Annotated in this window: 11 protein-coding genes; 7 read left to right on the top strand and 4 right to left on the bottom strand. The window is 64.4% G+C overall.

Annotation, left to right across the window (positions count from 1 at the left end):
* The first annotated feature begins 57 nt into the window (after positions 1-57).
* Complete coding sequence (locus tag WV31_RS19305; RefSeq protein WP_145980914.1) at positions 58-519, top strand: hypothetical protein; 462 nt, start codon at positions 58-60, stop codon at positions 517-519.
* Between the two features lie 104 nt (positions 520-623).
* On the opposite strand, the gene WV31_RS19300 is transcribed toward WV31_RS19305, so the two are convergent.
* Positions 624-2,042 carry a plasmid recombination protein gene (locus WV31_RS19300; protein ID WP_168186000.1) on the bottom strand — a complete coding sequence of 473 codons (1,419 nt, stop codon included), beginning with the start codon at positions 2,040-2,042 and terminating at the stop codon, positions 624-626.
* A gap of 489 nt (positions 2,043-2,531) precedes the next feature.
* Between WV31_RS19300 and WV31_RS19295 the strand changes: the two genes are divergently transcribed.
* The 4 genes from WV31_RS19295 to WV31_RS19280 all read left to right on the top strand — a co-directional run bounded on the left by WV31_RS19295 (position 2,532) and on the right by WV31_RS19280 (position 5,493).
* On the top strand, positions 2,532-2,846 hold the full coding sequence (locus WV31_RS19295) for a hypothetical protein (RefSeq protein WP_085375061.1): 315 nt from the start codon (positions 2,532-2,534) through the stop codon (positions 2,844-2,846).
* 318 nt (positions 2,847-3,164) lie between these two features.
* On the top strand, positions 3,165-3,515 hold the full coding sequence (locus tag WV31_RS19290; RefSeq protein ID WP_085375060.1) for a hypothetical protein: 351 nt from the start codon (positions 3,165-3,167) through the stop codon (positions 3,513-3,515).
* A gap of 245 nt (positions 3,516-3,760) precedes the next feature.
* Entirely contained in the window at positions 3,761-5,059 is a 1,299-nt protein-coding gene (locus WV31_RS19285) for a DUF3987 domain-containing protein (RefSeq protein ID WP_168185999.1), read from the top strand.
* On the top strand, positions 5,056-5,493 hold the full coding sequence (locus tag WV31_RS19280) for an HIRAN domain-containing protein (RefSeq protein ID WP_085375058.1): 438 nt from the start codon (positions 5,056-5,058) through the stop codon (positions 5,491-5,493). The genes WV31_RS19285 and WV31_RS19280 overlap by 4 nt, the downstream gene beginning before the upstream one ends.
* 126 nt (positions 5,494-5,619) lie before the next feature.
* On the opposite strand, the gene WV31_RS19275 is transcribed toward WV31_RS19280, so the two are convergent.
* The 3 genes from WV31_RS19275 to WV31_RS22230 form a co-directional block, all read right to left on the bottom strand.
* Complete coding sequence (locus WV31_RS19275; protein ID WP_085375057.1) at positions 5,620-6,483, bottom strand: DUF5131 family protein; 864 nt, start codon at positions 6,481-6,483, stop codon at positions 5,620-5,622.
* 173 nt (positions 6,484-6,656) lie between these two features.
* A complete protein-coding gene (locus WV31_RS19270; RefSeq protein ID WP_085375056.1) occupies positions 6,657-7,901 on the bottom strand; it encodes a hypothetical protein in 1,245 nt (414 codons plus the stop codon).
* 2 nt (positions 7,902-7,903) lie between these two features.
* Positions 7,904-8,080: a hypothetical protein gene (locus tag WV31_RS22230; RefSeq protein WP_168185998.1), complete on the bottom strand. Its 177-nt coding sequence runs from the start codon at positions 8,078-8,080 to the stop codon at positions 7,904-7,906.
* A gap of 518 nt (positions 8,081-8,598) precedes the next feature.
* Between WV31_RS22230 and WV31_RS19265 the strand changes: the two genes are divergently transcribed.
* Together WV31_RS19265 and WV31_RS19260 are read left to right on the top strand one after the other, a co-directional pair.
* Complete coding sequence (locus WV31_RS19265; RefSeq protein WP_168185997.1) at positions 8,599-10,083, top strand: AAA family ATPase; 1,485 nt, start codon at positions 8,599-8,601, stop codon at positions 10,081-10,083.
* Positions 10,080-11,780 (top strand): recombinase family protein, encoded by a 1,701-nt coding sequence (locus WV31_RS19260; protein WP_085375054.1) that lies wholly within the window; start codon positions 10,080-10,082, stop codon positions 11,778-11,780. Before WV31_RS19265 ends, WV31_RS19260 begins: the two co-directional genes overlap by 4 nt.
* The last annotated feature ends 28 nt before the right edge of the window (positions 11,781-11,808 follow it).

The raw sequence follows: 11,808 nt of genomic DNA, 5'->3' as shown, positions 1-11,808 counted from the left end.
TGATTTTCTCGAATAATATGGCCGTTGTCCATCTGGCGTGAGAAGGCTGAGGAGAAAATGGGCGGCAACGCAGTATTAAGAGAAGCAGTCAGCCAGCTCGTCGGCGAAATCGGTGAAATATTCAATAAACAGGCTGCCGCAGCTTTGACGCTTGAGGTCGTCATTGGTCTCGGCGATCAAGTCGAGGCACTTGACCCCCAATCCCTCTTTGCCGACCGTCCCTCATCGTTAATCCCGGATGACAGCGTCGTCTGTCGCTTGTTCGATTCCGCGTCATCCTGGCAAGACGGGGAACTCACCATTGATTACGACGACTTCCGCGCGAATATCGACGCACTCCACAGCCCCATACAGGCCGCCATCGCCATGGTTATGTTAACGCATAAGCTTCACATGGCCATCGGCGACGCAGGTCGCGAAGTCCTCGATCTTATCAGAACAGCTCTGGACGCTGATGCTTACCTTGCCCGGACTTCAAGCATCCTTGATTTGATGCAGAATTTCCGCGCTGCAGTGTAGAGGCACGAGGAGGTGACCTCATCCGTCAAACCTCGCCAAGATTGCTGGGCTCCGTCCCACGGGTGAATCTAGGGTACTTCTTAGACGTTGAGCGGTTATTGAGGTTACCGCTCCCATTCCCTCTCCCGATGCCTCGGCTCGATAACGATCTCTGTGGCCACCGCCCAGATCTCGCGCATCCAGCCGACGACGATGCGATGGAGCCGGACCAGTTCCTCACCGCCGACAAGGCGAAGCCAGGCTCGTATCCCGTCACTGACGAAGCGGGCCGGGTTGACCGCAATGGAGGTGTGGCCCAGCGCCTGAGCACCGGCCTCCAGCAGGAAGCGCAACGGCTTGTCGGCGCGACGGGTCATGGCATCGCGCCAGGCGCCATGCCGTTTCAGATCGTCGGCATAGGTCCGCAATGATTTTTCATACGCCTCCCACTCCTTGCCTTTGCCATTGCGCAGATTGGCAACTGCCAAACTGTCGGCGCGGTATTGTTCAAATGCGGCGGCCTGGCCCTGCCGCTCCATAAATTCCGCCATGCGGGCTTTGTCATCGGCCAGAACCAACTTTTCATTATGGACGACGGCCAGGGCGGCTCGCTGGTCCTGTTCGATCAGGCTGGCGCGAGCCAACACCTCTTCGACCTCGCGCTGGCGGACCTCGGCAGCCTGTCGGGACCGCTCCGCCGCCACTTGGGCCTGCCGCGCCTTTTGGGTGGCCATCTCACCTGCCTGGCGCAGGATATCGGCGCGGATGGCGTCTTGTTCGGCCTTGATGCGGAATTCGCGCGCGGCTTCGTATTCCGCCTCTGCAGCGGCCAATTTGGCCGGCAGTTGAGCATAGAATTCCCGGATCGGCTGATGATGGGCCTTGCTGTGGCGCTGACCCCGCTTGAGCCCCAGGGGTGCCATGGCATCGGCATAGCGGTCCTGGCGATTGCCGAAAGCGTCCTTGCCTGAGCCAATCACCCGATCATGGTTCAGCGTCCAGCCCATGACGGCGGCAGGCCGTGTGCCGTCCTTGCGGGGACGGCCCCGGCTCTTCTTCTCCACATTGACCGCCGTTGTCACCCAGCAATGGGCATGGGGCACCGACTCATCAAGATGGAGGCTGACGGTGACCAGATTGTCGCCGAACTCCCCCTTCAGGAAATCCACCGTGGCAGTCTTCCAGGCGGTCAGCCGGTCCTGATCCCAATCCCCGTCCCGCCCGGTCTGGCCGAGGCCGGCGAAATGGGCATGGGAGGCAGAAAGCAGAAGCTCGCGCGCCACTACCTGCCCCGCCTTCGGCGTCAGGCCGACGGCGGTCAAGCGCACCCGCACGTCCTCCACCACATCGCCGGTTCCCACCAGCACCTCGTTCAGAGGCGACCGGGTCGGATCAATGTTGTCGCCCAGCCAGGACACGGTGGGATCGCGCACGGTGTGCTGGCTGGCCTGGCGCAGTTCTCCCCAGGTGTGCGACTTCCGCCCATGGCGCAGGATGCAGAACGGCCCCTTGCCGTCATCGTTGTCGTTGGTCGCGCTGTCCATGATGCCCTCCGCCCGGAATTGCCCCGCCGTCGACATCGAGCGAAAAATCGAAAAGGAAAGGGGCAAAGGGCGGAAAAACGCAGCTTTCCCGAAAGGGAATGCACCCACGCCGTCGGGTTTCCCGTTGGGAAAGCCGACCGTAGGCCGGGGCGAGCCCCTGGACCCCAAAAAGGAGCCGTGGATAACGGGCCAGCCTCCGCCAGACTTCTGGTGGTCGCTGCGGCTGGTCCGTTCCCCACCGCTCCCGGCGCCGACGGGCTGCAGACGCGCTGTAGACGCCCCTGGATCGCCCCGAAAGGCGCGGCGTGCCAAGGGTTCGGCGCGAAGTGCCGACGCTGACGGGGGGTGGGCCTCGGCGACACGCCCGCGCGGCCTTCGGCTGGTTACCGCCGTGTGTGCATCCGCTGACCGCCGGAACCATTCCGTCAGCACCGAACCCAAATCGGTTCTGCCTGGCAAGCGGTCAGGCCAGACCGAAAGGAGAGCACCATGGAAGGCAGCGAAAAAGCCGATGACATCATCAGCGAGGAAATCCTTGTACTGGAATCAACCCCGCTCGAACGCGCCCAGGCCATCCGGTTCCTGGAAGCGGCGGAAATGGCCCTGGAGCAGATCCGCTATACCATCGACAAGTTGGAAAAGCGCCCCAAACCTCGGCGTGGGTTGGGCGAGGCACGAAAGGTGGAAATGGAAGCACGGGAACGTCGTTCCATGGCGTGCTGGCACGCCCTTGGGATCGGCGTCACCCCGCCACAGGTCGAGGCAGCCCTGAAGCGGGGAGCGCGGTCCGTGGTGCGATGGTGAGCGCCACGGCGCACCGTGACGAGAGCGGCCAGGGGGCGGCGACGCCGATCCCCTGGCCTTCCGTGCAGACGGACTGCAGACGGGCTGCAGACGCCCTGCTGACGCCCCAAAATCGGCCCGAGAGGCGCGGTAATCCAAGGGTTCCACGCCGTGGCGCTGACGCTGACGGGGGGTGGGCCTCGGCGACGCATCCGCGCGGTCTCTGGCAGGTTACCGCCGTGTGTACACCTGCTGACCGCCGGAACCATTCCGTCGGCACCGGCCCCAAATCGGTACTGCCTGGCGAGCGGTCGGGCGAACCAGCAGGAGGGAACGACCATGGCCAACGACGACATCGAAGACATCAGCATGGACGCTTGGATGAACGCCTGGAACCGGGCATTGGGCGCGGTTCTGGTCGGCGCTCCCGGCGGAACCTTCGAGCGGGAACGCGCCCGGATCATCTTGATCGTCTCAGGACTCCTCCGGGTATACGACGAACCGAACCTGCCCGACGGTGAGCGGCAGTGGCGGGCCGAGAGGCGGCAGGAGATCGAAGCAAGGGCGGCGAGGCTGATGGTCGTCTACCTGGAGGTACAGGTGAGGCACGGCAACGCCGCCATGAAGGCAAAGGTCAAATGGGCGAAACGGGAGGCGGCTCGGGCAGAACGGAAGGCGGGGCGATCCTGACGCCAATGGGGGTGGCGGTCCAGCCGCCACCCCCGGCGCTGACGGGCTGCAGACGCCCTGCTGACGCCCTCAAATCGGCCCGAGAGGCGCAGCAATCCAAGGGTTCCACGCCATGATGCCGACGCTGACGGGGGGTGGGCCTCGGCGACGGCAAATTTCCCCCCACAGTGGCTTGATCCCCGCCGACCGGGGCATAGATGACGACAGCGGGCAGAAGCGTCCGCGCCAGAGAGGGAGACAGAACCATGCCGAAGAAAGCTCGAGCAAGGAAGGCGAAGCCGTTGACGGCTCAGCCGGAGCAGTTGAGCCTGCTGGACCTGATCCGTGAGGGACGGCTGGGTCCGGAACAGACCGAAGCCTTGCGCGGCCTGATGGCCGCCAAACCGGCTTCGGGTTCCTGGCGAGGCCTGCCCATCATGCCGCCCGGCAGCCTGCTGGAGCGTGCGGTCGGCCTGTTCGAGCGGACCACGGACTTTCCTCTCGAGCTGCCGGCCTTCATGGTGCTGCACATGCTGGCCGCACACCTGCTGGACCTGGGCGTCGAGATCGCGGTGGCCGGCACCCGGCTGCGCCCCGATCTGTGGACGACGCTGCTGGCCCCCAGTGGGGCCGGCAAGACCAAGACCGCCACGGTACTGGGCCGGGTGATGCCGGTGAGGCTGTTCCCCGAGACCACCAGCTCCGCCCGCTTCATCGAGGAACTGGCCGCCCACAATCGCGGCCTCTGGCTGCAGGACGAATGGGGCCAGGTGCTGCGGCGGATGGAGACCCAATCCTATGCCGAGGAGATGCGGGAATACCTGCTGAGGGTCCACGACGGTAAGCCGCTGGCCCGACGCACCGCCAAGGGCACCATCGAGGTGGAGGAGCCGGCACTGGTCATCCTGGGCACCACGGTGCTCGACACCTTCACCAGCATCGTATCCGCCGAGAGCATGCTGGATGGCTTCATGCAGCGGTTCGGCATCGTCATCGGCGATGCCGATCCGAAGCGTACACCCGACAAATTCCCCATCTACCGGGTGGAGGAGCCGGGCAACCTGGCCCCGCTGCACGCTGCGTGGCAAGCCATCGCCGCGCTGCCGCTCCATCCCCTCTACACGGTGACCGCCGAGGGTGAGACGGCCTACGAGACCGGCTTCGGCCAGCTGTTCGGGCAGCACCATGCCATTCCGGCGAGTTTCTTCCGCCGCGTGATGTGGCGCGCCTTCAAATACGCCGCAATCTACCATGTCCTGCTGGGCAAGGCCGATGACCGGATCGACGCCGAGGACGTGGGCTGGGCCATGCGGGTGGCGGCCCTGCACCTGACCGACGCCCGGCGCCTGCTGGACGGGTATCACCTGACCGAGCTGGAAGATATCGTGGTCAAGGCCGAAGCCTATCAGGCCAAGATCGGCCACCGCCCCACCAAGCGGGATCTGATCTCCGGCGTGCGGGGCATCCGCAACAACGCCATGGCGGAGTTCGTGCTGGAACTCATGGCGCCCCTTCCCGCCTCCAATGACAACACCGCTCCCGTCGAGGAAGGAGCGGCGGCATGAGCGCCCACGAGCGGCTGGAGCGCGCCATGGCCATCGAGGCCGGGCGCGCGTGGCTGGCGGCATCGCCTCGGGCGGCGATGCCGACCGAGCGGGTGGCCAGAGCCGCCTTCTACGATGGCCCTCTGCTGGGCGGCGCCGCCACGGACGATATCCTGATCGCCCTGCGCGAGCCCGACAATCCCCATGACGCCAACGCCATCGCCTGGTGGTCGGAACTGGCCCAGGTCGGCCATGTCCCCGCCGAGCTTGCCGAGGCTCTGGCCCCCCGGATGGATGACCGGCTGGCGTTGTGGGCGCGGGTGTTCCAGGAAGCGACGACGGATCATCCCGGCACCATGCTGGTGGAGATGTTCGGCCCGGCGATGAAGGGCGGCAATGCGGGCGGCGACGTGACCGAGACCGAATGGGGCAGCGATACGGACATACCATTCTGACGCCCGGCACGCGGAGGCAGGGATGGAATACGAATGGCGGGCGCCCAGGTGGGCGCCCGCCATTCCGTCGGCTTCCTGCGAACCAAGAGCAGAGCCCCGCCAGCTTGCGCTGGCGGGGCTCCATCATCATGCCGGGAACTGATGCCAGACCTGACCGTCGATGGTCGGCGGATACTCGGTGTCCTTCTTCGGAGACCGTCCGCTCCACTGCTTCAGAAAGAAGGGCACCCCGTGGCGCTGGCACTGGCCGAGGATATCCTCGACCCAGGCCGCATCCATCGGCCGATGCCGTAGGCCGGACTCCCCGCCGACGACAACCCAGGACAACGTGCCATCGGCGAGCCAGGGCGTGAGGTCGAGGGGCTCCAGCAGCGGCTCGCACGAAACCCATCGCACCGCCGCCTTGACCTTGCGCAGTTGGTCGAGCCGGTGCAGGGAGGATTGACACCCGACAGTGACTCCGCACCAGACCTTGTCGGGAATGGCATAGCCCTGGCTGAATGCCGCCATGCGCGCTGCCCGCTTGGTCAGCACTTGGAAGCGGGTGTCATGGGGATTGGCCGCCATGGCGTCGAATATGGCCTTCACCGTTTCATCAGGCACATTCGCATGGAATGTATCCGACATGGAATTGACGAAGACCAAGTCGGTGTTGATCTTGGCGAGCTTCCCGATTTCATCCGCCACGATGCCGACGACACCGGTGAACTTCCCATCCTTGACGGTGCCAGCGTAGCCCCGACTGCCCTTGGCCTGATGCCTGGCCGCCCAGTTGGTTGCGTAGCATTCCTCACATTCCGGCGAGCACTGGGTGCAGCCCTTGGCCGGACTTATCGTCTTGGTGGTCCAGGCAATACCGGTCCTCCGCCTGACATTCTGCCGCTTGCCAGGCGGAACGGTGGCCTGCTCCGGTTTGACACCGGCCTTATCGGTGGAACGTTTCCAAAACGTCAGGACGGCGATGATGCTGCTGAGGGTCGGAAAGCGCATGGGATTGTCTCCTGTTCGCGCCTGTGGCCGGGCCAGTCCCGTCCATCTCTCCTTCACCCTCGAGGGGCTCCGGCGCGCTCGCCATCGGCGCGCCGGGCCACCGCCCCCCCTTTCCCGACGGATCGTCGGGCTCCATGGAGAAAGGGCCGGGGCTTTCGCCCCGGCCCCCTCTCTCACGCCGCCTGTTGCAGGTTCGGCCACACGGCGTATTCCATGCGGTGGCGGGCGGCCTGCTCCTCGGTGATGAAGCCGAAGGCCAGCAGCTCATCGAGCAACCGGAGCAGGAAGTCGCGGGTCTTGGCGCCCTTGCCGAACACCACGAGCGAATTGCCCTTGATGGTCTCGACGACATTCCGGTCGATGGCGCCGTTGGGCCGCACCCGGCGAGGCATGAAGAACGGCACCTTGGCCGAAAGCTCGATGCGGTAGGCATCAGGACCATACATGTGGCGGATATGCGACCCGTAGGTATCCATCGGCACAAGCGCTATGATAGTACCAGCTCGACCAGACTCAATCTCTCGCTGTGCCTTCTCGAGGAACACCGCCCAGAGCCGATTGGTGTACGGCGGGTTCAGCCAGATGTACTCGCCGAACCACGGAAGCAGCAGCGAGCCAAACGCGCTGTCGTTCTTGGTCATGTGCCGCTTGGCCGGAACCGCTCCGACGACGGGAACCTGCTCCTGGGGATTGAGCGGCGACGGCACGGTCGCCGCCGCGACGATGGCGGGGGCAAGCCCCAGGTCGTAGCGGCCATCACTCTGCATGGAGCAGCAGTCGATGTCGAACTTCTCCCGGCGGGTCGCGCGAAGCACGAGGTCGATGAAGAACCTCGCCGTGAAGCACTGGTCTCCGGCCGAGGTCGTGGCCATCTGCTGCTGCATGTTGAGGTTCGCCGCCAGGAATTTCAGGCGCTTCTCCCCGGCGCGCCCCAGCAGGCTCGTGAAGTTGCTGATGTAGCCGACGTCGAAAACCTGGCCGACGTCCGTATCCGCCGTGCCGTTGTCGTTGGCCGCCGCCAGCGCCTTCCGCCGCACGAGGACAGAGCCATCCTTCTGCTTGACCAAGGAAATCGGAGCCGCCTTGGCGAGAGACGCACTGGGCGCAGACGCCCTGACCGTGAGGCTGGTCTTGGTCGCCACGACGGTCGTCCCGCCCTTGGCCGCATGCCGCAGGACGAAATCGTCGCCCAGCTGCTCGACAGAGAGACGGTCGCCAGCAGCGATTCCGACACCGGCTGCTTGCTCGGGGCACAAATGCCCGACGAAGACACGGGACTTGCCGTTGACCAAATACACGCCGGCAGTCGAGCCACTCGGCCGCTTGACGACGATTTTGGCATTCTTCGAAATGAGCCCGACACGCCGGAGGACGGCCTGGGCGACGGCGACGAAGGTGCGGCGGAAATTGCGATTCATGACTATTCTCCTGCGTTGGGGAGTTCGGCCGAAGCGTCCGCCCGGCGATTGTCGTTCGCCGGCCTAGCCATCCGCGCCGCCTGCCGAGCCAGAATGTCGATGACAGGGGCCAGCAGTACGACTGCTCGGGCACCGGGCTGGTTCTCGTTGGCGGCTTGAATGGTCTTGGAGCGCTTCATCGGTCTTTCTCCGAGGTTTCCCTGTCCGCCTTCGCTTCCCTTCGGGGCGCTCCGTGCGGCAGGTTCGGCCCCCAACCTGCCGCCGAGCGTCCTCGCCTCTTTCCCTTCCTCCGGGCTCTTCTTCGCATTCCGCCAGGAGAGGCCATCGCCTCTCTTCTTCCTGCTTTGCGCGTCGCGGTCACCTCCGGGCTGGACCGAGATGCGCCTTCCCTTTCCCTAGGGCGCGGATCGGCATTCCGCCAGGGGGCCGAGACGCGCCCGGCTCCCCTCTTTCATGCGCACATGTGCGCATCTGGCCCGATCCGGTGTTCCACGGGATCGGGCATCATGAGTCGGCCCGTCGCCAAGCTTGGATCCGAGAGACGGGCCTCAATCCAGCGCCCGCGCCTGCGCGCACGCATGGGATGGAGGGCACCCCGGCCAAGGGCCGGGGGCCATAACCTGTCCTTGTCTTGTTTTTAGTGATGTCAAAGACTATAAAGGCAAACAAAAAATACACACAAACTGGAGCCCGCATCGTGGCCGACACCCCCGCCTCGCCGTGGCTGCATTTCTCAAAGCTGCCGCATGAGATGCCGAGCTGGCTGATCGGCGACTACGTCCCGGCCAAGAGCCTCACATGCCTGTATGGGAAGCGCGGCCAGGGCAAGACCTTCCTGGCGCTGGACTGGGCGTGCAGCATCGCCATGGGACGAGCATGGCAGGAACAGGCTGTCACCCGAGGTCGGGTGGCCTATTTGCTCGCCGAGCGCCCTGACGGACTGAAGCGACGTCTGATGGGATGGCTTCATCATGCAGGCAAGCCCGATCTGATCAAGGGCGAACCCTTTACCGACGATGGCAAAATTCACTGGCTGCAGTTCACCCAGGCCGATTTTCTGCTGGACGTGGACAACAGCCCCGATCCGGAGCGGCGCGGCAATAACGAGCTGATCAAAATGCTCGAGGCCGAATTTCCCAAGGAACGCCCCCTGGCCCTGCTGGTGATCGACCCGCTGGCGGCATTCATGAGTGGCTCGGAGAATGAGACCACCGATATGCAACGCTTCGTGCGCGGCTGCCTCAAAATCATCAGCCGCCTGAAATGCTCAATTCTGCTGATCCATCATGAGGGCAAGGGCAACGTCAATAACATCCTGGGCGCACGCGGATCGTCCGCCCTCGAAGCCGGCATGGATACGGTTCTGTACCTCGCTCCCCGCAACAATGACATGATTGCCGAACTTCGTGTCACCAAGCAGCGCGAAGGCGCGGAACCCAAGCCCAGATGGCTTCAATTTGTCGAGCAGGAGGCCGCCGACGGCCAGAAGCTTGGCCTCTTTCCCACGAAGACGACGGAGCCGCCCCCTAAGGACAAGACGACTGACAAAAAGAAAAATGCTGATATCACCGCGCAATCCCTGCCGCCGCTTGCCGAGGAGATCATGGCGGCCGTCCAAAAATTGGAGGCCAGCGGGGTACCGGCAGAGATCAAATCAATTCGACCGCACATCACGAAAATGCGAGGGCGGGGTGACCGGCCAACCAGAGATGCCATTGACCAACTCGTCGCCAGCGGCGCCCTCGTCATTTCGTCGGCTCACAGTGGGACAAGGGGAACCGTCTACCGCAGCGCTGTCGCGGCGCCAATCGATACATCCGAAAACGCCGACACGGTCATTGCCGCCGATCCGGTTCCGGCTACCGATACTGACAAGCCGCCCGCCGCACCGTCGGAGGAAATGACAAAACCGGCGCCAACCGAGGCGAAGAAGAAAAAGGCGACCAAGGCCCCTGCCCAGCCCGCCCCCGAGCCAGCCCCTGAGCCCAAGAAGACGGTGAAGGCGCCGAAGATCACCAAGGGAGGCAAGGCGGCAGAGGCGAAGCCATCCCGCCGGAAGATGGCGGCGCCATTACCCGATACCCCCAAAGATCCAGTTGCTACAGCGCCGGTTCAGTCCGATGGTGGTACGTCACGGTCCGCAGATACGCGGAAGCCTCGCCCGAGGAAGAAAACGCCATGACGATCCCTGCCAAGTTGTCGCCCCGCGCCGCCCTGTATGGACGGTTCAGCAGCTCGCGCCAGAATGCCTCGAGCGCCGAGGATCAACTGCGCCAATGCGAGGAGCGGGCGACGGCCAATGGCTGGACGGTGGTGCATCGGTTCACCGATGAGGCGATCTCGGGCAAGGATGACAAACGCCCCGGCTACATGGCCCTGCAGGCCGCTGTGGAGCACCGCGAGATTGATGTCATCCTTGCCGAGTCCCTGAGCCGCCTGACTCGGCGCCAGGGCACCCTCGGCGACTTCTACGATGCCTGCCTCTACCATGATGTCAAACTGCACACCATGCAGGAGGGCGAGATCAGCCGCATGCATGTGGCCATGTATGGGGCGATCAACGCCAGCTTCCTGGACAGCCTGTCCGACGGCACCCACCGGGGACTGAGTTCCGTCATCAATGATGGCAAATCGGCGGGGGGACGGTCCTACGGTTACCGGGTGCCCAAGCATCCCAACGGCCAGCCCATGACCGGGGAGTTGGAGATCGTGCCGGAGGAGGCGGCGATCATCCGCCGCATCTTCACCGAGTATGCGCGCGGCCTCTCCCCCTTCGCCATTGTCGATACCCTCAATGCTGAAGGCGTGGCCCCGCCCATGGTCAAGGGACCGCTGGATCATAATGGCAAGCCGAGGGTCTGGCAGGCCACAACCGTCAACGGCAACCGGGATCGTGGCGTTGGCATCCTGAACAACGAGCTGTATGTCGGGCGCCGGGTCTGGAACAAGCTGCGCTACATCAACGTACCGGGCACCAAGAAGCGCGAGAGCCGCCTCAATCCCGAGAGCGAATGGAAGATCGTCCCGGTGCCACATTTGCGCATCGTCGATGACGCGCTGTGGCAGGCGGTGAAGGACCGCCAGGCCAAGCTCGATGCCCGCCGGGATGCCAACCGGATTGAAGGCGAGGATGCCGGCGGAGCCAATCGCACCAACCGGCGCCCCACCTACCTGCTCTCCGGCCTGACACGCTGCGGCTGCTGTGGCGGCACCATGAATATCGGTGGGTCCAAGCCCAAGCGGCTGTTCTGCTCCTCCAACAAGAGCAAGGGCAAGTCCGTCTGCAAGGGCATTCCCGGCATCAGCATGGAGAAGCTGGAGCGCATCGTCCTGGATGGCCTGCGCCATCACCTGATGCAGCCCGAGGCGGTGGCCGACTTCATCCGGCGCTACCAGATCCACCAGCGTGACCAGGACGCCAGCCGCCAGGAGACCCTGGCCCGACTGCGCGCGTCCCAGGCCCAGACCGAGAAGGAGATCGCCAATATCATGACGGCGATCAAGGCCGGCATCTTCACCGCCACCACCAAGGCCGAACTGGAGACGCTGGAGGCGCGCAAGGACAAGCTCGCCCGCGATGTCCAATCCGCCAGCCAGGCGGCGCCCATCATCCCCGACGATCTGGCCGAGACCTACGCCGCCCAGGTGGACGCGCTGGTCACCTCGCTCAATCAGCCCGACAGCCGGTTGGAAGCGGCCGATGCCGTCCGCAACCTGATCGACCGAATCGTGGTCCATTGGGACGAGGATGCCGGCGACCATGTGGTGCGGCTTGAGGGGCAGATCCTAGAATTGCTACGGGCGGCCACAAACGAAAACGCCGCAGCCTTGGGGGCTGCGGCGAGTTTCGCGGTCAATGGTTGCGGGGGCAGGATTTGAACCTGCGACCTTCAGGTTATGAGCCCGA

This window comes from Magnetospirillum sp. ME-1 (assembly GCF_002105535.1).
GTDB lineage: Bacteria > Pseudomonadota > Alphaproteobacteria > Rhodospirillales > Magnetospirillaceae > Phaeospirillum.
The sequence above is the reverse complement of the archived record's forward strand: the minus strand, read 5'-3'. Positions and strand labels throughout refer to the sequence as shown.

Excerpts from the sequence above, each read along its gene's own strand:
- WV31_RS19305 (WP_145980914.1), top strand. The coding sequence starts at position 58 with ATGGGCGGCAACGCAGTATTAAGAGAAGCAGTCAGCCAGCTCGTCGGC.
- WV31_RS19290 (WP_085375060.1), top strand. The coding sequence starts at position 3,165 with ATGGCCAACGACGACATCGAAGACATCAGCATGGACGCTTGGATGAAC.
- WV31_RS19285 (WP_168185999.1), top strand. The coding sequence starts at position 3,761 with ATGCCGAAGAAAGCTCGAGCAAGGAAGGCGAAGCCGTTGACGGCTCAG.
- WV31_RS19280 (WP_085375058.1), top strand. The coding sequence starts at position 5,056 with ATGAGCGCCCACGAGCGGCTGGAGCGCGCCATGGCCATCGAGGCCGGG.
- WV31_RS19270 (WP_085375056.1), bottom strand. The coding sequence starts at position 7,901 with ATGAATCGCAATTTCCGCCGCACCTTCGTCGCCGTCGCCCAGGCCGTC.
- WV31_RS19275 (WP_085375057.1), bottom strand. The coding sequence starts at position 6,483 with ATGCGCTTTCCGACCCTCAGCAGCATCATCGCCGTCCTGACGTTTTGG.
- WV31_RS19300 (WP_168186000.1), bottom strand. The coding sequence starts at position 2,042 with ATGGACAGCGCGACCAACGACAACGATGACGGCAAGGGGCCGTTCTGC.
- WV31_RS19260 (WP_085375054.1), top strand. The coding sequence starts at position 10,080 with ATGACGATCCCTGCCAAGTTGTCGCCCCGCGCCGCCCTGTATGGACGG.
- WV31_RS19295 (WP_085375061.1), top strand. The coding sequence starts at position 2,532 with ATGGAAGGCAGCGAAAAAGCCGATGACATCATCAGCGAGGAAATCCTT.
- WV31_RS22230 (WP_168185998.1), bottom strand. The coding sequence starts at position 8,080 with ATGAAGCGCTCCAAGACCATTCAAGCCGCCAACGAGAACCAGCCCGGT.